The sequence below is a fragment of the Bradyrhizobium sp. 139 genome (genome assembly GCF_023074175.1).
Taxonomy (GTDB): domain Bacteria; phylum Pseudomonadota; class Alphaproteobacteria; order Rhizobiales; family Xanthobacteraceae; genus Bradyrhizobium.
This window is the reverse complement of record NZ_JADPKS010000003.1, coordinates 24663-47638: the sequence shown is the minus strand read 5'-3', so window position 1 is coordinate 47638 and position 22976 is coordinate 24663. Positions and strand designations below refer to the sequence as shown.

Here is a 22976-nt window from a genome sequence, read left to right as displayed (position 1 = left end):
CGCTTCTAGAGCGATGAAGGGGAAAAGGCCAGCCTGCGCGGCCGGTGGCCGCGGCGATCAAACGCCGCGCCGGCCGCGCGCGGGAACGCTGACCTCCGCGAGCCTGGCCGCGTCTTCGTCCTGATCGACCGCCACATACCGGCCGTGCCAATAGGCCAGCGCGGCGTTGCGGGTCGAGCTCTTGATATCCCTGACACGGCCGATGACGATGGCATGCGAGTGCCGCTCGATGATCTCCTCGACCTCGCAATCGAAAGCCGACAACGCGCCGGCCAGCAGCGGAACGCCCGAAACGGCCGTCACCCATTGAGTGCCGGCGAAACGATCGGCGCCCTTCAGCCCGCCCTTGCCGGCAAAACGTTCGGCGATATCGAGCTGGTCTGCGTTGAGGATGTTCACGCCGAAGGCGCCGTAGCGGCGGATCAGCGGGAACGAGGAGGCATCGCGGTTGATGCTGACCAGCAGCGTCGGCGGCTCGGCCGACAGCGACGTCACCGACGTGACCGTCATGCCCGTGACGTCCTTGCCCCGTCCGGCGGTGATGATACTGACGCCGCCGGTGAGGTGGCGCATGGCGCCGCGGAAATCGGCAGGCGAGACGGCAATTTCGGTCATGAGATCGCGGGGCACTACATTCATGGCATGCTCCCCGAAAGTGGGGTTCCCTCTATTTAGGTACGATCGTCCGCTGACAAAAGATGGCTCAGGATCGAGCCTTCCAGGCTCGCAAGCTCGGCGGAGCCTCGCTGGCGCGGCCGGGCCGCGTTAACCGTAACGTCATGCGCAATGCGGCCCTCGTCGATCACCAGCACCCGGTCGGCCAGCGCGACCGCCTCGGAGACGTCGTGGGTCACCAGGATCGCGGTAAAGCCCTGATCGCGCCAGACGCGCTCCAGGAGCCGCTGCATCGAGATACGGGTCAGCGCGTCCAATGCACCAAGGGGTTCGTCGAAGGCGAGCACGCGGGGACGCGAGACCAGCGCGCGGGCGAGCGCGACCCGCTGCTTCTGGCCGCCGGACAGCACCGAAGGCCACTGGTCGCGCTTGTCGGTCAGGCCGACCTCGGTCAGCGCCTTCTCGGCGCGAGCGTGCGCGTCAGCCGAGGCACGATCGCGGCCGAGGCCGACCTCGACATTCGAGAGCACGCGGGCCCAGGGCAACAGCCGCGGCTCCTGGAACATCACGCGGATGTCCTCGGGCTGGACTGCGTCGCCGAAGCTGATGCTGCCGGCGTCGATTTTCTCGAGGCCCGCGATCAGGCGCAGCAGCGTGCTCTTGCCGCAGCCGCTCTTGCCCACGATCGCGACGAACTGGCCGGCGGGAATGTAGAGGTCGATGCCGCGCAGCACCTCATTGTCGCCGAAGGATTTGCGCAAGCCGCGGATGCTGAGCGGCAGGCCGCTGGTCTGCAGCGGCCGCTCCTCGCGCAGCATACGGGCTTGAGGCGCGAAATTGGCGCGACTGGCGAGCTCGGTCTCGGGAAGGGACGTCCGAAGCGCTGTCTGCATGTCACTCTCAACGTTTCTGGAAGGCGGGGTGCCAGGAGAGCGTGAGACGCTCCAGCACGCGGGAGGCGCTGTCGGCGAGCTTGCCGAGCAGCGCGTAGATCAGGATCGAGAGCACGACGACGTCGATCAGCATGAACTCGCGCGCCTGCATCGCCATGTAGCCGAGGCCTGAAGACGCCGCGATGGTTTCCGCGACGATCAGGGTGAGCCACATGATGCCGAGCGCGAAGCGGATGCCGACGAAGATCGAGGGCAGCGCGCCCGGGAAGATCACGCGGCGAAACAGCTCGCTATCGGTCATGCCGTAGATGCGGCCCATCTCGATCAGCTGGGGATCGACGGTGCGGATGCCATGCAGCGTGTTGAGGTAGATCGGGAAGAACACCCCGAGCGCCACCAAAAACAACTTTGCGCTCTCGTCGATGCCGAACCAGAGGATGACGAGCGGGATCAGCGCCAGATGCGGCACGTTGCGGACCATCTGCAGCGTGGTGTCGGTGAGCTTTGCCGAGAGCTGCGACAGGCCGTTGGCGAGACCGAACGCGAAACCGATACTGCCGCCGATCAGGAAGCCGATCGAGGCACGCCAGAACGAGACCCAGATGTTGCGGACGAGCTCGCCGGACAGCAGCAGCTTCCACCCCGCCAGCACGACGTCGCTCGGCGCCGGCAGCACCCGCGTCGGCACGAAGCCGGTGACGCTCGCCACCTGCCAGATTGCGATGATGGCGAGCGGCACGATCCACTGGATCAGGCCGTCGACCCGCGGCAGGCGAAAGCTGCGCGGAAGCGAAACGGTGTCGATCAGGCTCATGACTGCGACACCTTCTGCTGTGGGCGGAAGTCGCTGCCGACCGTCTCGCCGAAGGGACCGCCGTTGAAGTTCAGCTTCGTCACGTTGCTGGGCTGCTCCAGCGAGAGCAGCGGGAAGACGAGCTCGGCGAAGCGATATGCTTCCTCCAGATGCGGGTAGCCCGACATGATGAAGGTATCGATGCCGATATCCTGATACTCCCTGATACGGGCCGCGACGGTCTGGGCGTCGCCGACCAGGGCCGTGCCGGCGCCGCCGCGCACGAGACCGACACCGGCCCACAGGTTCGGGGCGATCTCGAGCTTGTCGCGCTTGCCACCATGGAGCTGCGCCATGCGCTGCTGGCCGACGGAGTCCATGCGCGCGAAGTTCTTCTGCGCGGTCGCGATCGTCTCGTCGCTGACATGCTTGATCAGCTCGTTCGCCGCGCGCCAGGCCGCCTCATTGGTCTCGCGGACAATCACATGAAGCCGGATGCCGAAGGAGAGCTTCCGGCCGCGCGCAGCAGCGACCTCCCTCACCTTCGCGATCTTCTCGGCAACCAAGGCCGGCGGCTCGCCCCAGGTGAGATATTTATCGACGGCGTCGACGGCGACGTCGATGCCGGCATCCGACGAGCCGCCGAAATAGAGCGGCGGCCGCGGTGACTGGACCGGCGGGAACAGCAGCTTGCCACCCTCGACATGGATGTGCCTGCCTTCGACATTGACCGTCTTGCCGGCGAGCAGGTCGCTATAGACACCGAGGAACTCGCGCGTGACCTCGTAGCGCTCGTCATGGCCGAGGAAGATGCCGTCGCCCTTGTTCTCGACGGGATCGCCGCCGGTGACGACGTTGACGAGAAGCCGGCCATTGGTGACGCGATCGAGCGTCGCCGTCATGCGCGCCGCCACGCTCGGCGATTGCAGGCCGGGACGGACAGCCACGAGATAGCGCAGCCGCTCGGTGAACGGCGCAACCGAGGAGGCCACGATCCAGGAATCCTCGCAGCTCCGCCCGGTCGGCAGCAGCACGCCGTAATAGCCGAGCTGGTCGGCGGCCTGCGCGATCTGGCGCAGATAGTTGAAATTGACCTCGCGGCCGCCGACACCGGTGCCAAGATAGCGGCCGTCACCGTGGGTCGGCAGGAACCAGAGGATGTTGGCGTTCGATTGCTTGCTCATCTGTTTGCTCATGATCCTGGCCTCCGCGCCACGTCGGAAATCTTGATTGCTTTCGGGATCAGGTTGAGCGCGAAGAACGCGTCGGCAACCTGCTGCTGGTCGGCGACGACAGCGTCGGTGATCGGCTTGATGCCGTAGGACTGCCGCTTCAGCGCCACCTCGACGACCGGCACGGACAATCCAATCGCCGGCGCCAGCTGCTCGGCAACGGCATGGATGTCGCCCTTGGCCCAACCGTCGACCGCGCTCAGCTCAGCCAGCACGGCGTCGACAATCCTCGGATTGGCTTCGAGGAATTTCTTCGAGGAGAAATAGAACTGGTAGTTCGAGACGATGTTGGTGCCGTCGGCGAGCGTGCGCGCGCCGGTCGCCGCTTCCGCGGCAGCCTGGAATGGATCCCAGATTACCCAGGCATCGACCGCGCCGCGCTCGAAGGCTGCGCGCGCATCAGCCGGCGCCAGGAAAACCGGCTCGATCTCGGAATATTTGACGCCGGCTTTCTCGAGCGCCTTGACCAGAAGATAATGGACATTGGAGCCCTTGTTCAGCGCGACCTTCCTGCCCTTGAGACCGGCGACGGACTTCAGCGGGCTGTCCTTCGGCACCAGGATCGCCTCGCCCTTCGGCGCCGGCGGCTCATAGGCGACATACTGGATCGGCGCGCCGGCGGCCTGTGCGAAGATCGGCGGGGCTTCGCCGGTGTTGCCGAAATCGATCGCGCCGACATTGAGCGCCTCGAGCAGCGGCGGGCCGGACGGGAATTCCGTCCACACCACCTTATAGCCGTCGGCAGCTAACTTCGGCTCCAGCGTGCCCTTGCTCTTGAGCAGCACCAGCTTGCCGTATTTCTGGTAGCCGATGCGGACCACCTTGTCTTGTTTGTCCTGGCCGTAGGACGTGCCGACCGCGGCCGCGACGATGCCGATCGACAGCACGATGGCTGCGATCAGACGCTGAATAATACGCCTCATGTTCAGACCCTTTGAAATGGGGAGATTGGTCGGCACGATCAGGCTGCCGGGTTGCGCCAGACGATGTCGCGGATCGCGATCGGCTTCGGGATCAGGCCGAGCTTGTGGAAGCGATCGGCGACGCCCTGCTGGGTCACGACGATGTCGTCGGTGACGGGTCCGACCACGAAGGCCGAGCGGTTCGCCGCGATGGTCTGGATGTCCAGGGGGATGCCGGTGACTGCGGCCAGCGATTTGGCGACTTCATCGCGATGCTGTTCGGCCCATTTGGCGGTCGCGGTCGTGACATCGACAATCTGTTGCAGGATGGCGCCGTGGTTCTTGGCGAAATCGCGGTTGGCGATGTAGAACGAATTGCTCTTGGTGACCTCGCGTGCATTGATCAGAATGCGGCCGCTCTGCCTGGTCTCGCCGATCGCGAAATAGGGATCCCAGATCGCCCAGGCATCGATGCTGCCATTGGCAAATGCAGGGCCGGCATCCGGCGGCGTCAGATAGACCGGGGTGATGTCGGCGTAAGTGAGCCCCGCCTTCTCCAGCGTCTGCACCACGATGTTGTGGGCGCTCGAGCCCTTGGTGAAGCCGACGCGCTTGCCTTTCAGCTCCGTGATCGAACGGATCGGCGAATCCTTCGGCACCAGAATGCCCTGGCCGTTGGTGATGGGCTGGCCGGCGGCATAGACGATCGCGGCGCCGGCGGCCTGGGCGAACACCGGCGGGGAATCGCCGACCGCGCCATAGTCGACGCTGCCGACATTCATCGCCTCCATCATCGGCGGGCCCGAGGAGAACTCGACCCATTTCACCTCGATGCCTAAGGGAGCGAAATGTTTTTCCAGGGCGGCCTGCTGGCGCGTGATGACCAGCACGCCGTTCTTCTGGTAGCCGACACGAATTTCCTTCACCGCGCCTTGCGCGTTCGCGCGCGCGGCAAACGCGGCGGCGGCTGTTCCAACGGAGAGTTTCAAAAAGTCCCGACGCTGCATTCCACACTCCCGGCCGCGCGTGGCCGCCATTCATTCGCCTTCGGGAATGATGGTGCGGCTTACCGGAGGTGTCGAGACGTGCGGAAAAATAGCGATGCGAGCACTGCGCCCGGGGCGGCGCGCATGATTAATCTTTCAATCCGCGGCGCGAATGCAGGGAGATTTTTTCTGCACGCGAATGTGACAATCGCACGCACCCGGTCCGAGACTAAAAAAATTCGAAAACAACCCCATGCACAGTAGCCAACGTCTTCTTTCAGAACGCATTTCTTATTTTTCGAAATTCGTTTGACGCGTCGGGCAAAACAGGGGCAAGATGCCATCATGCAGCAAAAAGGGATGGACCGGCCCCTGCCGGGCTATTGCAACCATCTCACGGGCAGATTGAGCAGCCCGCGGAAGGCCCAGCCGCCGATCCGCACCGGCTCGTCGTCGGCAATCTCGATCCGCCCCGTCCGCGCGAACACGGTCGGCAGCGCGACGTCGGCGATCATAGCGCGGGAGGCGAAGGCGCCGGCGCAGAAATGCGGGCCGGCGCCGAAGGCGACGCTCTTGGAGACGTCGCGCCTGATGTCGAACTGGTCGGCGCGCTCAAAATGCTTCTCGTCGCGGTTGGCCGAGCCGAACATCAGGAACACGCGCTCGTCGGTTTCGAAGGACACGTCGCGGATGGTCCACGGCTTTGCGATGCGCCGCGGCGACATGCCGATCGGCGAAATCCAGCGGGCGTATTCCTCGAAGGCCTCGAGCCAGGACACCTCGCCCTTGCGCACGAGATCGAGCTGCTCGGGATGGGTGAGCAGCGCCCACACCGTGCCGGCAATCGCCTTGCGCGGCTCGTTCTGGCCGCCGGAGATCGCGAGTTTGACGTTGGCACGCACGCTCTCCATCGGCATCCCGGAGGCAACGAGGACGCCGAGGATGCTCTGGTCGGGCTTCTTGCGTATCACCGGCAGCATGTCGTCGATCGCGGCATCGATGCCTGACGTCGCGGCGTGGCATCGCGCCTCCACCGCGGGATCGCCGCTGTAATTGGTGATGCCTTCGATCATGCCCTGCGACCACGCATCCATGTCCTGGAAGCCGATGTTGGTAAGGCCGGTGATCGACTTCAGGCATTCGCCGGAGAACGGCAGCGCGAAATCGCGCATGAAATCGATCCGCCCCGGTTCGATGCCGTCAATGATGCGGTCGGCATGGGCCTGGAATTGCGCCGTCCAGTGCGCCTTCACCGTCTTCGGCGACACCGTCGGAAACATCGCGCGCCGCTCGACCTGATGCGCCTCGCCATCCTTGCGCATCATGTTGTGGCCCATCAGCCGGTTCATCAGGCCTGCGGGCTGGTGCGAGGAGAACACGTCGATCTGCTTCTCGGAGATCGAGATGTCGTCGCGGCTCGTGAGCAACGTCGAACCGAGCTGCGGCACGAAAGCGATCGGCGCTTCTTTCCGCATTTTTGCAAGCATCGGATAGGGGTCGGCCCAGAACGCGGCCAGGTCGATGTCGATGCGCGGCGCGGTGCTCAAGGCGGCCTCCCCGGATTCTGGTGTTTTCCAAGCAAGACTATCGAAATCCAGTACCGGCGTCTGTCCCTAGCAATAGGGACGAGCGGAGTTGGGAGGCACACCGAGAACGAAGGACTGAGTTACTGGGCCTCGGCGATCTTCGGTCCAAGTGACAGCATCTGCGCGTTGGCCGCCAAGGGCCGCTTCGACGGCGATGCCGGGTCCGGCAATCGGAAAGCGGCCTCGGGCGGCGCTCCCTGGGATGGTCGACGGGCAACGGTTGCCGGAAGCACGATCACTTTCGCTCCGACTTTCACCCGCTCATAGAGGTCCACGACGTCCTCATTGGTCAGCCGGATACAGCCGGACGAAACCCGCTTCCCGATCGTATCGGGCTTGTTGGTGCCGTGAATTCGATATTCGGTCTCGCCCAGATACATCGCCCGGGCGCCGAGCGGGTTGCCGGGGCCGCCTGCCATGAACCGCGGCAGATAAGGCTGACGCGAGACCATCTCTACAGGCGGATGCCAATCCGGCCATTCTGCTTTACGGGCCACAGTCTGTTCACCGGACCATGTGAAACCTTCGCGGCCGACACCGATGCCGTAGCGGATCGCTTGCCTGTCGTTCAGAACGAAATAAAGGAATGTGTTTCCGGTATCGATGATGACGGTGCCCGGCGTCTGGCGGCTTGTGTAGTCAACCACTTGCCGAACAAATGCTCCGGGACCGTCAGCAGCTTTTGGCGGTTCGACCAGAGGCGCCGGGGCCGGAATCGGAGCCGGCGCCGGAACTGGCGCCGCTGCATGAACTGGAGTTGCCACGTAAACTGGAGTTGACGATGCCTGGGCTTGGGGTGCGGACGGCTTCCGTATCGGTTGCACGCTCGCCGGGCGAGACAGCAAACTATATCCCAATGCGACGACCGCCACGGCGCCAATTGCAACTCTCGCGACCATCGGAAGTGCGAGCGTCTCTGCCTTTCCACGTTTGGCCCGCTTACTCATGTCTTTCCCCAGGTCACCATGCCCAAGAGAGGTACCCAGCAAAATTTAAGAAACTTAGAAGCGATGACGCCCAGACTGGAACCGTCAGCGATGGTTAACGCCGAACTCTTGTCCATCGATGGCACCTTCAAATAGCTGGCGGGAAATCTGAGGGCGACGATGAACCGACATAACGTCCAGAGCGACCCATCGATACGCGGATTTTCCGATCTGAGTTCTACCCGTTCCGCGGTCGGTCTCTCCGTTGGGAGAAAATCAACATGGCATCGCCCGGGAAAATCCAGGAGTACGGAGCGCAGGCACTAGATACGATTGCGGCGAAGTTATTCAACTTTGAAGTCGGCAAGTTCGCCATAAAGCCGGAACATTCCAATTGGCTGATGAGTGTCGTCGCTCCGAAATTAAGGAGCGGAGGAAGCCTTACAATTATAGGACTTGCAAGTCGTACCGGCAGCGACGATTTCAACATGGAATTGTCGCATAATAGGCTGCGGGCCGTAATTGATTTGCTTCGCAAGCAAGTGCCCAACAATTTCAAAGTTGCGCTCGAGGTGGCGAAAGGGGAACGCGCGGCCATGTATGCAGGTGAAATGGATGGGGTGGAAAACGAAAGCTGGCGTGGTGTCATCATCTCAGTTTGGAATAAACCAAATCCGCCACCGCCACCACCGCCACCGCCGCCTCAACCGAGACCTCAACTATATCCGGCGGAACGCAAATTCTTCAAGCGTTGGCTTGGCTTCGGCGTTAAGTCTGGCGGACAGTTGTTAATCGGCGGCGTCGAGAGCACAACCGCGTACGTCGTGAACTTAGGAGATTTGGAGACCTTTGATCTCCAGATTATTAGCAGCCGGTGGGGACTGGGTCTTGGAGGCAGCGGAGGGGCCGTTGCTGTGATCGGCTTTGGTTTCACGGTACCATATGAGTTGCACCGTGAACCCCTAAATGACTGGGGCGTCAATGTCGCATTTACCGAAAAGCTAATCTCGAAATCGGCACTACAATCAATCCATCACAGCAAGTACTTCATCGATGGCATGAAAAACGGCCGATACGTAGCGCCCGCGCTAAATGCGCGAAACACCTTTACGGCTATTGGCTTACTTGAGAACGTGAGAAATGCACTCCATACGCTGTACGGAGGACTCGAGGCAGCCAAGGGCTCGGGCGTCATTGTGCTTGACTTGCCGTTTTTAGGTGTGGGACTTGAATTGTCCGCTTTCTTAACGCGAGGAACTATGTACGTCTCGAATCCTTCCCATTGGATTGAACCGAGTTAAAGGCTCGGACGAGACTCGCCAAAGCCTCGCCGCTAGCGCAGAGAATTCGAGCCTGCGGTTTGGTGCCGCTCGACGAACGGTTGGCCAGCCGGGTGCTCGCCGATCCACAGCAGGAGAAGGTGAGGAGGCATCGTACCGGTTTAACCGGCTACGTTGGCAGGGCTGAACCACGTGTGGCATCGCAGCATGCGATGCTGTTTGATGTCGCAGTTCGCGAAAAGGCCAGAAGCCGTCATCTGATCGCCTCACTGCGCAGGTGATGACCCCCCTAGGCAACCGCGCAGAACGTAGAGAGCCCAAATCATCTTCGGGATGCTCCGACGTACCGGCAAAAGTGAACCTTCCCAGATCAGGACGGTTAACAGCGCCACCGCACAAGTAGCCGGCAGCGCGAGGGCGCCCGGGCCGCTATCGGGAGGGACCTCTTATGAGCCGAACAGCAACGGACGTGTTCTTGGACCACTTGGAATGCGCACAGCGAGGTGATATCGCGGCCGATATCGAGCGAAACTTTTCGCCTGCTTGTACTCTATTGACAAGCTACGGCGTCTTCCGAGGGCATGAAGGTGTCAAGGCAGCCGCCGCGCTGCTTGACCAGCAGATCGGGAAAACTGAGTATCACTATCGGACGCAAATGACCGATGGTGAGGTCGCCTTTCTAGAATGGTCAGCCGAAAGCTCGCGCGCGCGTATCGACGACGGCGCTGACTCATATCTCATTCGCAACGGACGTATTGAGGCGATGACGATCCACTATACGGTGCAAACTAAAACAGAGTAAGCCCACACGAACCGCCGCGGCTTACTTTTCACTTGGGGAGTGTACGGCAAGGTTCCGCTCGGCTCTCGTCCAGGTCCGCACTTCGTATTGCCAACAAATAAGAACGCTCGCAATAAAGCCGGCGACACCGCCTAGCGTGAGCGCCCATGGTGGCAAACGGATCGCAGCTTTGATCGCCAAGCCCACGAACACGCCAGCAATGACGCTGCTGATGACGTTCACCATTCCAGCCGTCGTCATAAAGGATTGGAAGCCTGTCAGTCTGAGACCGAAGCTGTCGAGCGTGCCTCGGTAATCGTCGTGAGGCGAATGCATCAAATATGATCGCGCTCCCGGCGACCGTTCGACAAAGTAGTGTCGGATCCGGGCCATTCCGCGGGCGTGGACCATATCTTCGATCGCCACCTGAACTGAACGCACGAAGCTGACTATTCATGACGGAAGGCGAGCACAACGCGCCAAACGCGGTCCGGATAGAGCGACTCGGCGTGCATCTTCTTTACAGAGCGATTGCAGGTCTTGTGGCCGATTTGGTTTCCTATCCTCGAAGGTAGAGCTGACTGATTCCTCCTTGGATCCAGAGGTGCCCTCCGCTCAGACTCGACGCGGCTGCCGGGGGACGCCCACGCGACATTCGAGCGCAGCCCGATCCCAACTGCCGAGGTCGGCTGCTATGCGATAGGTGCTCTCCAAGAAGTCCATGAGTGTTGCTTCCGGATCGGACGAGCGCCTGACAGCATCGTAGGGCAGCAAGAATTCGCCCAGCTTCTCGTCGAAGTACGCGGCCGCCGGCGACGGCTGTGCGGCCTCAAACCCGTCGGGCTTGGGATATGCGTATGAGTAGAATGCCGCAGAATCGACGCCATTCCCGCCTGGCCAGAAACCGGCCGAACAGACTTCATGGCTATATGCCTCGCGCGTGACCGAGTCGGGCAAGGCCGGAACGCCACCGGGATGGCGCGGCGCGGCGCGACCCGAGAAGCGAGTCACCGCTAGGTCGAAGCTGCCCCAGAAAAGGTGCACCGGACTGTCCTTGCCAAGAAAGCTGGTGCGGAAGCGCTTGAACACGCGGTCGCTTGCTACCAGCGCTTGGAAGTAACGAGCCACCGCCTCGGCATCATAGGGTCGCTCCGCGTGATCCTCGGTGAACGGGATGGGATTGGGCACCTCATTCGGTTTGCCGAAGTCGTCGGGCGCGGCGTCGAGCGATCGGAGCAGATCGACAAACCGCGTGTGGAAACTGGCCACCGACATACGTCCGAGAGCGAACTCCGCTCGACGCCCGTCCGTGGCAGCACCGGTTACCGCATGGCCGAGAAGGTCGAAGATGATCTCCACGCCACCGGGGCCGTCGGGGACGAGTGACGTCGTTAGACCCCGCGCGTTGACGTAGAAGGTCGCGTGCCAGGAGTGGTTGACCCAGGGCGTGCGTGCGAGCCGGTACTTGCCCACTATCTGCGTGTAGAGGTGCAGCGCGGAGCAAGTCTCGCGCCACGGCTCATAAGGGATGTCGGGCCAGCCTGAGCTCACAATGGTTCTCCTGATTGACGCCGATTGTGATTGTTCGTTCTCCAGCGGCTTTCCATCCTGCACTGACCGCTTGGTCGGCTCAAAACGCTTCCACAGTCAGATATTTGGATTTTTTGCGGTGGCCGTGACCCACGACGCATAGGCTTGCATAAAATTTTGAAGAAAGCGGCGGGTATCGGAGTTGGTCAGCTTTCCCTGCTGATCGAATAACTTGTCAGCGTGACTGAGATACACTTCTGGCTGCTGCATGCAGGGAATATTGAGGAACACGAACGTCTGGCGCAAATGATGGTTGGCACCGAAGCCGCCGATCGCGCTGGGCGAAGCACTCACGATCGCCCCGGGCTTTTCGTTCCAGACGCTCTTCCCGTAAGGCCGAGAGCCGACATCCAGAGCGTTTTTCAGGGCGGCGGGTATGGAGCGATTGTATTCTGGCGTTACGAAAAGGACAGCAGTGACGCCCCTTATCCGTTCGCGGAACTCTGTCCATTCCTTTGGCGGACGATCATCGATATCTTGGTTATAAAGCTGCAATTGCCCGATCTCGACGATGCCGAGCTTTACGTCCTCCGGCGCCAATTCCATAAGCGCGGCAGCAACCATGCGATTGATTGAACCCTTCCGAAGGCTACCCACGATCACAGCGATATCACGACGAGAAGACATTGCAGCCAAACTCCTGCTCTTTAGACGCCGTAAACATTGCTCCTTGGTTTTCGTTCCTAGGCATCACGGCCGGACGTCGGCTTCGGGTCACAAGGCGACATTCCAGGACCGGCGCCTCTTGTTCGCTTTACCGTCGAAAGCAGACATTGCGGATTTGTGAGTACACGCACTCAGTTCAAGCTCCGGGTCAGAAGCCGCAGCACGATCGCAAACAGCTCGCTCTGCGAGGAGATGCCGAGCCGCTCATAGGCGCGCTTGCGGTAGGTCAACGTCGAATGCAGGCTGATGCCGAGCGTCTGCGAGATCGCCTCGGAGCTGAAGCCTAAGAGAATGCGGCGGCAGACTTCCCGCTCGCGCGGCGTCAGATCGGCGAGCGGCGCGCGGGTCGCGAACAGCGCGGCGAGACTCTGCTCTGCCGTCGCGGCCGGGCTGTGCTGGAAATGGCGTGCCACGCTCGCACTGATGGCCGGTGCGATGGCCTGAAGCCGCGCGCGCTGGGCATCGCTGAAGTGACCCTGGGCGGCGATGCGGTAGAAATTGACGTAGAAGCAGGTGTCGCCAGTCCAGATCGCGGTCGCGCATTTGTCGACGATGCCGGAATCGTTGAAGAACATCTTCCGGTAGCGCGCGCCGTACATGCGGGGCGCGAAGGCGGGCAGCACGATCGGCGCGCTGTCCTCGCCTTCGAACATCGCCTCGCGGTTGGGATCGGATTGGTGAAACTGCCCGGCATAGGCAGCGCCGAGATCACCGCCGATCGGGATGTTGCCGGCATCGAGCAGACAGCGCGCCGCGCCCGCGCGGCTCAGTGCGAACACCATGCAATGCCCAACCCCGGCCTGCCGGCGCAGTGCGTCGATCAGGACATCGGGGAAATCCGGCCGACCGATCGCGAGCACCGCGGACGTGACATCGCCAGCGCCCGGATTTGCGGGCCTCCCGTGAGGGCGCATCGTTTTCTCCCTATCTTCTCCCTGTCGCCTTTCTGATGAATTTTATCGGCAATGGCCGCGCGGCGGAAGTGTCGTCGGATATGTCGCGCAACGTCGCCGAGCCAGGCGGACGGTGGGCGGCTCAGGAAGCACTTTGCCGCAAAATCTTGTCCATTGCTTTTCCCTTGGCCAGCTCATCGATCAGCTTATCCAGGTAGCGGATCTCTTGCATGGTTGGTTCTTTGATATCCTCAACCCGGACGCCGCAAACCACGCCTGTGATCAGGGCGCGCGAAGGATTCATTTTAGGAGCCTTTGCAAAGAAGGTTTCAAAGTCCGTCCGCTTTTGCAGTTGAGCTTTGAGCTCCTTCTGACCATAGCCTGTCAACCAGGAGATGATCTGATCGACCTCTGCCTTGGTGCGTCCCTTCTTCTCTGCCTTCGCAACGTAAAGCGGGTAAACGCTTGCGAAGCTCATCGTATAGATCCGGTGTTTTGCCATGACCACTCCAGGGGATCACTCGTTACAGGATCACTTGTTACGGGACGCAGCCAGCATCCGTCTCGATGAGCAGTCGCCCTACCCCGCAGCCGCCTTCGCCGGCGTCACGCTGACCGCGAGCTTGCCGTAGCGATCGGTGAAGGCCTGGGTGTCGATCTCCTCGAGCTTGATCTCGCCGCTCATGACGCTCCTCTTCCAGGCTTCCTGCGCGGGGTCGTTCTGAAACTCCGGCATCACCTCGCGGCCGAACAGCTCCAGCGATTCGCAGATGTGCTCGTGGCTGTTCTTGCCCGCTTGATTCAGCAGGATCACCTGGTCGATGTGCGAGCTCTGGAAGCGCTTGAGCTTCCTGCGGATGGTCTCCGGCGAGCCGATCAGGCCACCGCGCAGCGCGGCCTCCTGGGCTTCCGGATTGTCGCGCTTCCACTTGTTGTACTCGTCCCACATGTTGACCGTGTAGGGCGCGGGACGCTGGCGGTTCTGCGCGGCGCCGTAGAAGCGCAGTGCGAACTGGAAGAAGGTGGCGCCGTCGGCGCGGGCACGCGCCTCTTCATCCGTCTTGGCGCACATGAAGAACGAGACCAGCGCCATGTTCGGATTGATCTCATAGTCGGCGAGCTTGTGCAGCCGCTTGGTCATGGCGTTGTAATAGGCGTGCACCCAGGCATGCGCGGCGTCCGCGCTGACGAACTGGAAGCCGAGCGCGCCAAAGCCGTGGCGGCCGGCGCGTTCGATGGTCGGCAGCTGCGAGCAGGCCATCCACAGCGGCGGATGCGGCTTCTGCACCGGCTTCGGCACGACATTGCGCAACGGGATGTCAAAGTATTTGCCGTGATGCTCGCTGCCCGCGTCCTTGAACATCGGGAAGATCGCAGCTACGGCCTCCTCGAACACTTCCTTCTTGGTCTCCATGTCGCGGCCGAACGGCGTGAGCTCGGTGATCGAGGCGCTCTCGCCCATGCCGAATTCGCAGCGGCCGTTGGAGAGCAGGTCGAGCACCGCGACGCGCTCGGCGACGCGGGCCGGATGGTTGGTGGTGAGCTGGAGGATGCCGTGGCCAAGCCGGATGTTTTTGGTGCGCTGGCTTGCGGCGGCGAGAAATGATTCCGGCGACGGCGAGTGCGAATATTCCTCGAGGAAATGATGCTCGACGACCCATGCATGGTCGTAACCGAGCTTGTCGGCGAGTTCCATCTGCGAGAGCGCGTTCTGGTAGAGATTGAGCTCGTCACCTGCCGTCCAGGGCCTTGGCAGCTGCAGCTCGTAGAAGATGCCGAACTTCATGGACGCCTCTCCTGCATTATTTTTGTTGCGCTCATCTTAATGAGCGAGGCGGCGCTGTCTACGGAGCAACAATTCCGCCGTACGGGAGAATGGCTTGATTGCGCGGGCCGAATGGTTAGTTTGCCAGCGGCGACTCATGTAGCTGTGGCGCCTTCGTCTTCCCGGAAAACCATGCCCACATTCACTCCGCATCAGGACGCCGCGCTCAAAGCCGTCGGTGACTGGCTCAAGGCAAAACCCGGACGGGGCGGCACGCCGCCGGTATTCCGTCTGTTCGGCTTTGCCGGCACCGGTAAGACCACGCTGGCGCGGCACATCGCCGACGGCGTCGATGGCGAGGTGAAGTTCGCCGCCTTCACCGGCAAGGCCGCGCTGGTCATGCGCAACAAGGGCTGCGACGACGCCTCCACCATCCACTCGCTGATCTACCGCGCCCGCGAATCCGGCGAGGAGCAGCCGAGCTTCGAGCTGTGGGACGACGCGCCGGCCTCCAAGGCCAAGCTGATCGTGATCGACGAATGCTCCATGGTCGATGCCGAGTTGGGGCGCGATTTGATGTCGTTCGACTGTCCGCTGCTGGTGCTGGGCGATCCCGCCCAGCTGCCGCCGATCCAGGGCGGCGGCTTCTTCACCAATACCGAGCCCGATGCGATGCTGACCGAAGTGCATCGCCAGGCCCAGGACGATCCGATCGTGCGGATGTCGATGGACGTCCGCGAGGGCCGCGAGCTCGACATCGGCCGTTACGGCGAGAGCGAAGTCGTATCCCGCAAGGAGCTCGATCCGGACCGCGTCATGGGCGCCGACCAGGTCCTGGTCGGCCGCAACAACACGCGCCGCGCCTACAATATGCGGGTGCGCCAGCGCCAGAACATCGAGGATGTCTTCCCGGTCGCCGGCGACAAGCTGGTGTGCCTGCGCAACAACCGCAAGAAGGGCCTGTTCAACGGCGGCCTGTGGCGCGTGAAGTCGCGCAACACCTCGCGCTCGAAATCACGCATCCTCAGCATGCGGCTGTCGCCGGACGAGGATCTTGGGCACAAGGTGACCAAGGTCTCGGTGCGCGCCGACTGCTTCGAGGGCGGCGTCGAGCAGATCGCCTGGGAGCAGCGCAAGCCCTATGACGAGTTCGACTACGGCTATGTGCTGACCGTGCACAAATCGCAGGGCTCGCAATGGGACGACGTCGTGCTGTTCGACGAGAGCTTTGCGTTTCAGGAGAGCCGGGCGCGGTGGCTGTACACGGGGATCACGCGGGCGGCGAAGCGGCTGAGCATTGTGGTGTGAGGCTGCTGTAGCCTGGATGGAGCGTAGCGAAATCCGGGGTTGGGTCCGCGATCGTGATTCCTGGATTTCGCTGCGCTCCATCCAGGCTACGATCTCTACAATTGGTCACTTCCCTGCGACAAAATAAAAATCCTCGCGGCCCGGCGGCGAGCCGTACGAGAACGGCTGCTGCTCGTGCCTGGTCACGGCCCAGACGTCGTCACGGACGATGTCGAACAGCTTTCGGATCTCGACGCGCGGCGCGCAGGTTGAGCGTCACGACATTGTCGGGATCGAGGTCGACGGCCATGGACAGGGCCTCGATCGCATGGACGTAGTCGCGCTTGTTGATCAGCGTGTTGCCGCGCACGGAGAGCGCGATCGCTTTGTCCTTGCCGGCGAGACGGTCGGCGTTCAGCAGATTGTCGCAGGCCGCCGCGCGGGCCTGGACTTCCGCCTGGCGGTCGCGACAGGTGAAGAGGTCGTCGCCGGCTTGCGGCTCGGCCGCAGCAATCGCGGCGCCTGAGGTCAGGATGGCGAGGGTCAGGGGAATGACGCGCGGCATGTTGTCAGGTCAGCTCCAGCCACCACATTTTAAGTCGATCGTCTTAAGTCGATCGTCGATTGCGCGGGTTCATCTAGCCCGGAGTTCCCGGCCTCGCCAAGCCGCGCTGCAGCCGGACTATCCTGGGCGGCTGTTTTTCACAGTCTCGTGTCCATTCTCCCGTAACAATCGCCGCCTGCGCCCGTATCTCAGGTGTCCGAAAACGCGCCAGGCAGGCTGTTCGCCCGGCCCCAACCGCCCTAGACTTTGTCACACCTTCGAAAGAGGATCGCCATGCGCCGCCCCGCCCTCGCCTCGCTGCTCGCCGCCACCACCGCACTGACGCTGGCATTTGCCGTGCCGTCCTGGGCCGCTGAGGACGCGGTTGTGATCCCCGCCCCCGCCGTGGATGCGGCGCCCGCAACCGGGATCCAGACCGCCGTCATCGCCGGCGGCTGCTTCTGGGGGGTGCAGGGCGTCTTCCAACACACTGCCGGCGTCGTCAACGCGGTCTCCGGCTATGCCGGCGGCACCAAGGCGACGGCCGATTACCAGACGGTCTCGAGCGGCCGGACCGGCCATGCCGAGTCGGTCGAGATCAAGTATGATCCGAAGAAGATCTCTTACGGCAAGATCCTCCAGATCTACTTCTCGGTCGCGCACGACCCGACCCAGCTCAACCGGCAGGGCCCCGACACCGGCACGCAATATCGCTCGGCGATCTTCACCACCTCCGATGAGCAGAAGAAGGTGGCGGAGGCCTATATCGCCCAGCTCGACGGCGCCAAGGTGTTCAGCAAGCCGATCGCGACCAAGGTCGGCGCGCTGGAGGCGTTCTATCCGGCGGAAGCCTATCACCAGGACTATCTGACGCTGCACCCGAACCAGCCCTATATCGCCTACAACGACATTCCCAAGGTCGAGAACCTGAAAAAGCTGTTCGCGGATCACTACATTGAAAAGGCGACGCTGGTGAGCGCCAGCAAGGCCACCAACTGATCGCGAGATCGCCAAAGACGAGATCACCAAAGAAAACGGGAGACCCATGCCCGACACCAGGACGAAAACCACCGAAGACAAGGTCATCAAGAGCGAAGAGCAGTGGCGGCGCGAATTGTCGCCGATGCAGTACGCCGTGCTGCGGGAAAAGGCGACCGAGCGGCCCTTCTCCGGCGAATATGAGCACGACCATCGCGCCGGCACCTATGTCTGCGCCGGCTGCGGCAATGTGCTGTTCGAGTCCGACGCAAAGTTCGATTCCGGCTGCGGCTGGCCGAGCTTCACGCAGCCCGCGATCGAGAGCCATGTCGACGAGGAGCACGATGCCAGCCACGGCATGGTCCGCACCGAGGTGCTCTGCTCGAAGTGCAGCGGCCATCTCGGCCACGTCTTCCCCGACGGCCCCGGCCCGACCGGCCTGCGCTACTGCATCAATTCCGCGGCGTTGAAGCTTGAGCCGAAATAAACGTTACGCGCCGCCGGGTTCCGTCATGGAACCGGGCGGCGCAATATGCTTTTCTCTCCCGGCGCGGCCGATCATCGCCTTCGGCGACTGCCAGGGAGGACGCCATGAGCCTTGGGACCATCCTGATCATCCTGGTGATCATTTATCTGGTCGGCGGCCTGTCAGGCCGCATCGGCGGCTATGGCTACGGGATGGGCCATTCCGGCATGGGGATCGGCGGCCTCGTGCTCGTGGTGCTGCTCGTGTTGCTGCTACTCGGCAAGCTGTAAACCATTCAAGCCTTTGATATTGTTGCTGCTTCCCACGTCGCGGAGCTGCCATGCGCGGATTCATCATCTCGCATCGCGGGGGTCGCAATTTTGTCAAATCGGCCTATATTAGAGAGCGAAAATGACGTGTTCGGCAGGCCCACCTAATTGTGGCCTCCGCCCGCCAAACCCACGCGCTTAAAGCCCCAGAGAGATCACGAGGTCTTTGACCATGCGTCCACTGCGTCCGTTTAACTTCAACACCTCCGCCGAACTTTTTCCCGCCGCGATCCGCAAGAAGAAGCGCGCGGGGTTCACCTATCGCCGCTTCGGCACCGCGGCCGAAGCCGTGCAGTTCGCGATGGAGCAGTTGCCGACGGATTCGCTGAACGGCGCCTATCTCCAGGTCGAGGAAGCGCGCTTCGACCAGAACGGCATCCGCTCGCTCTACGAAAGCGAGGCCTTCCCGCTGCCCCGCCATCGCAAGCCCGAGCCGGTCGCGAACGCCGACGCCGACGCGGCGTAAGCTTTTTCGCAAATCTTCGACAAGCGCTGAGAGCGCGATGGCCAAAAGGCCGTCGCGCTTTTTGCGTTTTGGGGGGAGAGGCGCCTCAGATGCGCGGCTGCTTGTCGAGCCAGCGGCGCAAGAGACGGACGTTGCGCATGTTGGCGCGGAACATGACGTCGAAGGCATCGCCTGCGAACGGCACGATGCCGACCACGCTGTCGACCGCGACATTGCCGAGCATGCGCGCGGTGAGATACCAGGGCGCGCCCAGCGCACGGGCTTCACGCACCAGCCACAGCGAGATCGCGGTGGTGATGATGTCGCCGACGACGGGGATCAGCCCGATCAGGCCGTCGATGCCGTAGCGGATATTCGTACCGGGCACGACGAAGGCGACATCGAGCAGCTTTGCGATCGCCTCGATCCGTGCGATCCGCTGCTCGCGCGTCAGATTGCCGAACGGATGACCTTGCCCGAACTCGAAGCGAAATTCGCGAAACCCCTGCTCCAGCGTTTCGGGCCGGATCTCCCGGCCTTCCTGGTCGATGATCGGCCCGCGCGCCTCGGCGCCTGAGGAGGTCGCGCGCGAGCGGTTCCCTGATCGGGATCGGCGCGGAGCAAGAATATCGTCGTCAGACATGGCCATGCTCTCAAAGAACGCGCCGGCGTGACGGAAGTTGCTGCGGCGCGCTGGAAGGTCGCGCCCCTCAGGTCGAGGCCGCCGCGGGCTCCCGCTCCTCGATATATTTGTGCACGAACCAGGATGACGCCACCGCTGGCACGAAGCCGACCAAGCCGTACAGGATGAACTGGACCGCGCCGGAATCCGGCCCGCGCGAACTGTAGGTCAGCGAGGCCAGGATGAAAGCGAAGACGCCGACCAGCAGCGTCCGTAGCACCGGGCCGATCCTCCTGACGTGGACCAGGATGTCATCGACCGCGCCGATCATCAGCGAGGGCAGGAAGCCGAACAGATAGCTGTATTGCAGGGTCTTGAAGAACACTGCGAATAGCTTGCCGACCTCGCCGAGATTGGTCTGGGCCCAATAACCGGATTGATAGGTCGTCGTCAGCAGCAGCAGGAACCCGCCCACGAACGGACCGACCAGCGCAAACACCAGATAGCGTTTCATCAAGTATCCTCATCCTTCGCCGCTGTTATAGCAGCGCCGCGGGAACCTTGAATAGCAGGGCGCATCCCCTCCCGAGGGGAACAAGCGGCAAGGCGACGAGTTCAGACAGGACTGAAATTCATACCTGCAGTCAGAACGGAGTTGTGTCGATGTCCCGGAAATCCGTCCTTATGGCAACGCTCGTCCTGACGATCCTGAGCGGCGTGTCGATCACGCCTGCTCTCGCGCAAGGCCACATGGGTACGCCGCAGGAGCAGAACGCCTGCTCGCGTGATGCGTCGCGGTTCTGCCGCAAGGACCTCGGCAATGACGGTGCGGTGCAGGGGTGCCTGCAAGCCCACCGGGCCAAGCTGTCGAAGCCCTGCAGCAAGGTGTTCGAGAGTCACGGCAGGTAAGGCTGGGGAAGGATTCCCCGCGAACGGAGAGTGAAGCCATGTTGCGCAACGAACAGCTCTCGATCCTGCGGGAGATCAGCCAATCGGTCGCCTTTGCCGACGACCGGCACGGCAAGATCGGCGAACTGATCGCCGATGGCTACGTGATGAAGGACGGCGACCTGTTCGAGCTCACTGCGAAGGGCGTCACTGCCGTCGAGGAACACGCCGGCGCGAGCGACGCGGAAGAAGCGAGCGCATCGTCCGATCGGTTGATCTGATCTCGCGCCGCTTTCTGCGTGACGTACACGCAACAGCTGCGAATTCATTCGAGCGGACCATTGCAGCCTCGTGACAATGGCGCATACTTCGCTCGGGCGGCGCAGCACTTTCGATTCGAACATCAGCAGAGATCGAGCAACCACATGCGGGATGAGTTCCGCGTGAAGGCTGCGACGTGCGGCAAAGCAAGCCGCGTGCGGTGCCCCAAAACCAAGCGGCTCATAGCCGCGGAACTCAGGGACGCATCGCATGACACGCTACAAGACCATCGTTTCGCTCTTCGCCTTTGCAACCACCGCCATCGCACTCCAGACATCGCCCGGCCTCGCTTTCTCGTCGGAAGCGCAGCAGATGTGCTCGGGCGATGCGATGCGGCTGTGCTCCAGCGAAATCCCCGACATCCCGCGGATCAGGGCCTGCATGGTGCGGAACAAGGCGCAGGTCAGCCCCGGCTGCCGCGCGGTGATGGACCGCGAGCACGCAGCGGCGCGCAAGCGGGAAGCGGCGGCGCAATAGGCCGATTCAATCTCGATTGGATCGTTGAGAGTTCGGTTCACCTCTGGTCGAGAGAGGTGAACATCGGTTATGCGGGAACTCTAGTCGCCCCACTGCGCGAACGCGTCGTTGAAGGCGCGCTCGCCGGGGGCGCCCTTCTCGATGGCGATGATGGCGCGGCGCTGGTTGGCGTAGACCAGCGGCACGTCGAACCAGGAGCGCTCCTTCAGAAGCTGGACGTTGCGGGCGCGGTCGGCGTCGACATTGGAGAGGCCGACCAGGAAGAAGCCGTCGGTGACCTTGACCGCAAGGCCCGCGAGCGGCGTGCCGCGCGCCTGCTCGTTCGACTTCATCAAAATGCCCGGCACGTTGGCGACGCCGCCGCCCGGAAAATCCTGCGGCAGGATGAAGGTCAGCTCCGCGGTGTGGCTCGCCGGCAGCGACGAGTCGGTGTTGCGGCGGAACGACATCGTCATCTTGAACTTACGGTCGGGGATCTCGATATCGGCGCGCACGGCGACATCGGCCTTCTGGTTGCCTGAGGCCTTGATCGGCTCCAGCCGCCACACCACCGAGCCGACATATTGCTTGCCCTTCGGGTCGGAAGGATCCTCGTCATAGAGCACGACCTTCTGCGCCACCGGCGCAACCGGCTGGTCGCTGGCCGAAGGCTGGCCGACGCGATCCGGAATCTTGGGCTTGCTCTGCGGCTGGGCCGCATCCTTCGGCGCCTCCACCACCTGGGTCGGCGAGGACTTGAAGAGGCCGTTCACGGTCTGAACCAGCTGTTTGCCCCAGAGGATGCCGGCGCCGACCAGGATCAGCACGATGCCGACGGCGATCGCACTCTTGAACGGGAAGGCGGAGCCGGTGCGGGCGCGCTTCTTGGCTCCGCGCTCAGGCGCAACGCGCGAACGCGGCGATGGCGGCTGCGGCGCGTAGCGCTCGGCCTCCTCGACCGACTCGTCGTAGGAATAGGGCGCGTCCTGCTCGCCGGCGCGATTTTCCAGGCTCGGCTCCAGCCGGTCGAACTCCGGCGAGGGCGATGGCACATTGGCGTAGGTGCGGCGCGCGGCGCGGTTGGCCTGCGCGGCGGCGCCGCCGAGATCGTTGACATCGGCGGTGATGTCGCGGAAGCCGCGCACGCCCGGTGCCGGCGGCAGAGACGGCGGCGGGCCGATGTCGGGCGGACGGCGCCCGGGCGAGCGATCACGTCCGGCTGGCGGAGGAGCCGGCGGCTCCGGCATCGGCGGCGGTGCCGACGGATCCGGCTGGCGCGGCGCGTCGAACCGCGGGGCCCGCGGCGCACGCGGGGCCTCACCCTGGTCATCGACGTTGAAGGACGGACGGTCGGCACGCGGCGGCGGAGGAGCCGGACGCGTCCGCGGAGCGGCCGGCGGCGACGGAGGCGGGTTGCCCTCGGCGGCGCGGGTGCTGGCCCGGCGAAAGGCGTCACCGCTGCCGCTGCTGCGGGCGCCGCCACCGGGGCGCGAGGCCTCCCGGGCGCGCTGGGCCGCCTCCGATTCGACCTTGCGGACGGCCTCTTCCAGCGACAGCCGTTCGCGGGTGATCTCGGATTCGGAGAGCGGCGGCTGCACGCTGCGGAGCTGCGCAATCAAGGCCGTGCGCGCCCGCTCATAGAGCGCGCGACGGCTTTCGCCGGGAGCATTGGGGTCCAGGGCGGCAATAGCGCGGGCGATCAGCGGATAGTAATCAGCCATTTCAACTCAAC

Annotated in this window: 28 protein-coding genes and 1 pseudogene; 11 read left to right on the top strand and 18 right to left on the bottom strand. The window is 63.0% G+C overall.

Annotated features, from left to right (window positions below):
* Positions 1-57 precede the first annotated feature (57 nt).
* From IVA80_RS00310 to IVA80_RS00275, 8 genes are all read right to left on the bottom strand, one after another.
* Complete coding sequence (locus IVA80_RS00310) at positions 58-639, bottom strand: flavin reductase family protein (protein ID WP_247424231.1); 582 nt, start codon at positions 637-639, stop codon at positions 58-60.
* 32 nt (positions 640-671) lie between these two features.
* Entirely contained in the window at positions 672-1508 is an 837-nt protein-coding gene (locus IVA80_RS00305; RefSeq protein WP_247424228.1) for an ATP-binding cassette domain-containing protein, read from the bottom strand.
* A gap of 7 nt (positions 1509-1515) precedes the next feature.
* Positions 1516-2322, bottom strand: a complete 807-nt coding sequence (gene ssuC / locus IVA80_RS00300) for an aliphatic sulfonate ABC transporter permease SsuC (protein WP_247424224.1) — start codon at positions 2320-2322, stop codon at positions 1516-1518.
* The gene (gene ssuD / locus IVA80_RS00295) at positions 2319-3497 is read right to left on the bottom strand and encodes an FMNH2-dependent alkanesulfonate monooxygenase (RefSeq protein WP_247424223.1); all 1179 of its coding nucleotides are present in this window, start codon (positions 3495-3497) and stop codon (positions 2319-2321) included. The genes ssuC and ssuD overlap by 4 nt, the downstream gene beginning before the upstream one ends.
* The gene (locus IVA80_RS00290) at positions 3494-4456 is read right to left on the bottom strand and encodes a sulfonate ABC transporter substrate-binding protein (RefSeq protein WP_247424220.1); all 963 of its coding nucleotides are present in this window, start codon (positions 4454-4456) and stop codon (positions 3494-3496) included. The genes ssuD and IVA80_RS00290 overlap by 4 nt, the downstream gene beginning before the upstream one ends.
* 38 nt (positions 4457-4494) lie before the next feature.
* On the bottom strand, positions 4495-5442 hold the full coding sequence (locus IVA80_RS00285; RefSeq protein WP_247424217.1) for a sulfonate ABC transporter substrate-binding protein: 948 nt from the start codon (positions 5440-5442) through the stop codon (positions 4495-4497).
* Positions 5443-5801: 359 nt separating this feature from the next.
* The gene (locus IVA80_RS00280) at positions 5802-6968 is read right to left on the bottom strand and encodes a cytochrome P450 (protein ID WP_247424214.1); all 1167 of its coding nucleotides are present in this window, start codon (positions 6966-6968) and stop codon (positions 5802-5804) included.
* Between the two features lie 119 nt (positions 6969-7087).
* Positions 7088-7954 (bottom strand): L,D-transpeptidase, encoded by an 867-nt coding sequence (locus tag IVA80_RS00275; RefSeq protein WP_247424210.1) that lies wholly within the window; start codon positions 7952-7954, stop codon positions 7088-7090.
* 260 nt (positions 7955-8214) lie between these two features.
* On the opposite strand from IVA80_RS00275, the gene IVA80_RS00270 reads away from it, so the two are divergent.
* The 3 genes from IVA80_RS00270 to IVA80_RS00260 all read left to right on the top strand — a co-directional run bounded on the left by IVA80_RS00270 (position 8215) and on the right by IVA80_RS00260 (position 10015).
* Positions 8215-9234 carry a hypothetical protein gene (locus IVA80_RS00270; protein WP_247424207.1) on the top strand — a complete coding sequence of 340 codons (1020 nt, stop codon included), beginning with the start codon at positions 8215-8217 and terminating at the stop codon, positions 9232-9234.
* A gap of 59 nt (positions 9235-9293) precedes the next feature.
* Positions 9294-9494: a hypothetical protein gene (locus tag IVA80_RS00265; protein ID WP_247424204.1), complete on the top strand. Its 201-nt coding sequence runs from the start codon at positions 9294-9296 to the stop codon at positions 9492-9494.
* Positions 9495-9661: 167 nt separating this feature from the next.
* Positions 9662-10015 (top strand): nuclear transport factor 2 family protein, encoded by a 354-nt coding sequence (locus IVA80_RS00260; RefSeq protein ID WP_247424202.1) that lies wholly within the window; start codon positions 9662-9664, stop codon positions 10013-10015.
* Between the two features lie 21 nt (positions 10016-10036).
* Here the strand turns inward: IVA80_RS00260 and IVA80_RS00255 are convergent, their stop codons facing one another.
* The 6 genes from IVA80_RS00255 to IVA80_RS00230 all read right to left on the bottom strand — a co-directional run bounded on the left by IVA80_RS00255 (position 10037) and on the right by IVA80_RS00230 (position 14929).
* Positions 10037-10240 (bottom strand): hypothetical protein, encoded by a 204-nt coding sequence (locus IVA80_RS00255; RefSeq protein WP_247424199.1) that lies wholly within the window; start codon positions 10238-10240, stop codon positions 10037-10039.
* Between the two features lie 369 nt (positions 10241-10609).
* Complete coding sequence (locus IVA80_RS00250; RefSeq protein WP_247424197.1) at positions 10610-11545, bottom strand: DUF5996 family protein; 936 nt, start codon at positions 11543-11545, stop codon at positions 10610-10612.
* Between the two features lie 96 nt (positions 11546-11641).
* Positions 11642-12211 (bottom strand): NAD(P)H-dependent oxidoreductase, encoded by a 570-nt coding sequence (locus tag IVA80_RS00245; protein WP_247424194.1) that lies wholly within the window; start codon positions 12209-12211, stop codon positions 11642-11644.
* Between the two features lie 170 nt (positions 12212-12381).
* Complete coding sequence (locus tag IVA80_RS00240) at positions 12382-13164, bottom strand: helix-turn-helix transcriptional regulator (protein WP_247424191.1); 783 nt, start codon at positions 13162-13164, stop codon at positions 12382-12384.
* A gap of 121 nt (positions 13165-13285) precedes the next feature.
* Positions 13286-13645: a DUF2200 domain-containing protein gene (locus IVA80_RS00235; protein ID WP_247424188.1), complete on the bottom strand. Its 360-nt coding sequence runs from the start codon at positions 13643-13645 to the stop codon at positions 13286-13288.
* Between the two features lie 78 nt (positions 13646-13723).
* Complete coding sequence (locus IVA80_RS00230; protein WP_247424185.1) at positions 13724-14929, bottom strand: LLM class flavin-dependent oxidoreductase; 1206 nt, start codon at positions 14927-14929, stop codon at positions 13724-13726.
* 171 nt (positions 14930-15100) lie between these two features.
* On the opposite strand from IVA80_RS00230, the gene IVA80_RS00225 reads away from it, so the two are divergent.
* The gene (locus tag IVA80_RS00225) at positions 15101-16216 is read left to right on the top strand and encodes an ATP-dependent RecD-like DNA helicase (protein ID WP_247424183.1); all 1116 of its coding nucleotides are present in this window, start codon (positions 15101-15103) and stop codon (positions 16214-16216) included.
* Between the two features lie 241 nt (positions 16217-16457).
* Here IVA80_RS00225 and IVA80_RS00220 read toward each other — a convergent pair.
* A pseudogene (locus IVA80_RS00220) lies at positions 16458-16760 on the bottom strand (tetratricopeptide repeat protein); the annotation flags it as partial.
* Positions 16761-17033: 273 nt separating this feature from the next.
* On the opposite strand from IVA80_RS00220, the gene msrA reads away from it, so the two are divergent.
* From msrA to IVA80_RS00200, 4 genes are all read left to right on the top strand, one after another.
* Positions 17034-17738 (top strand): peptide-methionine (S)-S-oxide reductase MsrA, encoded by a 705-nt coding sequence (gene msrA / locus IVA80_RS00215; RefSeq protein ID WP_247424180.1) that lies wholly within the window; start codon positions 17034-17036, stop codon positions 17736-17738.
* Between the two features lie 46 nt (positions 17739-17784).
* Positions 17785-18204: a peptide-methionine (R)-S-oxide reductase MsrB gene (msrB, locus tag IVA80_RS00210; RefSeq protein WP_247424177.1), complete on the top strand. Its 420-nt coding sequence runs from the start codon at positions 17785-17787 to the stop codon at positions 18202-18204.
* Positions 18205-18308: 104 nt separating this feature from the next.
* Positions 18309-18473 carry a DUF3309 family protein gene (locus IVA80_RS00205; protein ID WP_247424174.1) on the top strand — a complete coding sequence of 55 codons (165 nt, stop codon included), beginning with the start codon at positions 18309-18311 and terminating at the stop codon, positions 18471-18473.
* 211 nt (positions 18474-18684) lie between these two features.
* Positions 18685-18978, top strand: coding sequence for a hypothetical protein (locus tag IVA80_RS00200; RefSeq protein ID WP_247424171.1), 294 nt, complete (start codon positions 18685-18687; stop codon positions 18976-18978).
* A gap of 85 nt (positions 18979-19063) precedes the next feature.
* Here IVA80_RS00200 and IVA80_RS00195 read toward each other — a convergent pair whose 3' ends face one another.
* Both IVA80_RS00195 and IVA80_RS00190 read right to left on the bottom strand, forming a co-directional pair.
* Positions 19064-19606 (bottom strand): DUF4112 domain-containing protein, encoded by a 543-nt coding sequence (locus tag IVA80_RS00195; protein WP_247424169.1) that lies wholly within the window; start codon positions 19604-19606, stop codon positions 19064-19066.
* 61 nt (positions 19607-19667) lie between these two features.
* A complete protein-coding gene (locus IVA80_RS00190) occupies positions 19668-20093 on the bottom strand; it encodes a DUF5413 family protein (protein WP_247424166.1) in 426 nt (141 codons plus the stop codon).
* A gap of 149 nt (positions 20094-20242) precedes the next feature.
* Here IVA80_RS00190 and IVA80_RS00185 point away from each other — a divergent pair, with 149 nt between their 5' ends.
* The 3 genes from IVA80_RS00185 (at position 20243) to IVA80_RS00175 (ending at position 21265) form a co-directional block, all read left to right on the top strand.
* Complete coding sequence (locus IVA80_RS00185; RefSeq protein WP_247424162.1) at positions 20243-20488, top strand: cysteine rich repeat-containing protein; 246 nt, start codon at positions 20243-20245, stop codon at positions 20486-20488.
* Positions 20489-20526: 38 nt separating this feature from the next.
* On the top strand, positions 20527-20748 hold the full coding sequence (locus IVA80_RS00180; RefSeq protein WP_247424160.1) for a hypothetical protein: 222 nt from the start codon (positions 20527-20529) through the stop codon (positions 20746-20748).
* Between the two features lie 250 nt (positions 20749-20998).
* The gene (locus IVA80_RS00175) at positions 20999-21265 is read left to right on the top strand and encodes a hypothetical protein (protein ID WP_247424157.1); all 267 of its coding nucleotides are present in this window, start codon (positions 20999-21001) and stop codon (positions 21263-21265) included.
* Between the two features lie 80 nt (positions 21266-21345).
* On the opposite strand, the gene IVA80_RS00170 is transcribed toward IVA80_RS00175, so the two are convergent.
* Positions 21346-22965: a hypothetical protein gene (locus IVA80_RS00170; protein ID WP_247424154.1), complete on the bottom strand. Its 1620-nt coding sequence runs from the start codon at positions 22963-22965 to the stop codon at positions 21346-21348.
* Positions 22966-22976: the final 11 nt, after the last annotated feature.

Coding starts and splice junctions, on each gene's coding strand:
- IVA80_RS00310 (WP_247424231.1), bottom strand. CDS start 639: ATGAATGTAGTGCCCCGCGATCTCATGACCGAAATTGCCGTCTCGCCT.
- IVA80_RS00305 (WP_247424228.1), bottom strand. CDS start 1,508: ATGCAGACAGCGCTTCGGACGTCCCTTCCCGAGACCGAGCTCGCCAGT.
- ssuC (WP_247424224.1), bottom strand. CDS start 2,322: ATGAGCCTGATCGACACCGTTTCGCTTCCGCGCAGCTTTCGCCTGCCG.
- ssuD (WP_247424223.1), bottom strand. CDS start 3,497: ATGAGCAAACAGATGAGCAAGCAATCGAACGCCAACATCCTCTGGTTC.
- IVA80_RS00290 (WP_247424220.1), bottom strand. CDS start 4,456: ATGAGGCGTATTATTCAGCGTCTGATCGCAGCCATCGTGCTGTCGATC.
- IVA80_RS00285 (WP_247424217.1), bottom strand. CDS start 5,442: ATGCAGCGTCGGGACTTTTTGAAACTCTCCGTTGGAACAGCCGCCGCC.
- IVA80_RS00275 (WP_247424210.1), bottom strand. CDS start 7,954: ATGAGTAAGCGGGCCAAACGTGGAAAGGCAGAGACGCTCGCACTTCCG.
- IVA80_RS00270 (WP_247424207.1), top strand. CDS start 8,215: ATGGCATCGCCCGGGAAAATCCAGGAGTACGGAGCGCAGGCACTAGAT.
- IVA80_RS00260 (WP_247424202.1), top strand. CDS start 9,662: ATGAGCCGAACAGCAACGGACGTGTTCTTGGACCACTTGGAATGCGCA.
- IVA80_RS00255 (WP_247424199.1), bottom strand. CDS start 10,240: ATGGTGAACGTCATCAGCAGCGTCATTGCTGGCGTGTTCGTGGGCTTG.
- IVA80_RS00245 (WP_247424194.1), bottom strand. CDS start 12,211: ATGTCTTCTCGTCGTGATATCGCTGTGATCGTGGGTAGCCTTCGGAAG.
- IVA80_RS00240 (WP_247424191.1), bottom strand. CDS start 13,164: ATGCGCCCTCACGGGAGGCCCGCAAATCCGGGCGCTGGCGATGTCACG.
- IVA80_RS00235 (WP_247424188.1), bottom strand. CDS start 13,645: ATGGCAAAACACCGGATCTATACGATGAGCTTCGCAAGCGTTTACCCG.
- IVA80_RS00230 (WP_247424185.1), bottom strand. CDS start 14,929: ATGAAGTTCGGCATCTTCTACGAGCTGCAGCTGCCAAGGCCCTGGACG.
- IVA80_RS00225 (WP_247424183.1), top strand. CDS start 15,101: ATGCCCACATTCACTCCGCATCAGGACGCCGCGCTCAAAGCCGTCGGT.
- msrA (WP_247424180.1), top strand. CDS start 17,034: ATGCGCCGCCCCGCCCTCGCCTCGCTGCTCGCCGCCACCACCGCACTG.
- msrB (WP_247424177.1), top strand. CDS start 17,785: ATGCCCGACACCAGGACGAAAACCACCGAAGACAAGGTCATCAAGAGC.
- IVA80_RS00205 (WP_247424174.1), top strand. CDS start 18,309: ATGAGCCTTGGGACCATCCTGATCATCCTGGTGATCATTTATCTGGTC.
- IVA80_RS00200 (WP_247424171.1), top strand. CDS start 18,685: ATGCGTCCACTGCGTCCGTTTAACTTCAACACCTCCGCCGAACTTTTT.
- IVA80_RS00195 (WP_247424169.1), bottom strand. CDS start 19,606: ATGGCCATGTCTGACGACGATATTCTTGCTCCGCGCCGATCCCGATCA.
- IVA80_RS00190 (WP_247424166.1), bottom strand. CDS start 20,093: ATGAAACGCTATCTGGTGTTTGCGCTGGTCGGTCCGTTCGTGGGCGGG.
- IVA80_RS00185 (WP_247424162.1), top strand. CDS start 20,243: ATGTCCCGGAAATCCGTCCTTATGGCAACGCTCGTCCTGACGATCCTG.
- IVA80_RS00180 (WP_247424160.1), top strand. CDS start 20,527: ATGTTGCGCAACGAACAGCTCTCGATCCTGCGGGAGATCAGCCAATCG.
- IVA80_RS00175 (WP_247424157.1), top strand. CDS start 20,999: ATGACACGCTACAAGACCATCGTTTCGCTCTTCGCCTTTGCAACCACC.
- IVA80_RS00170 (WP_247424154.1), bottom strand. CDS start 22,965: ATGGCTGATTACTATCCGCTGATCGCCCGCGCTATTGCCGCCCTGGAC.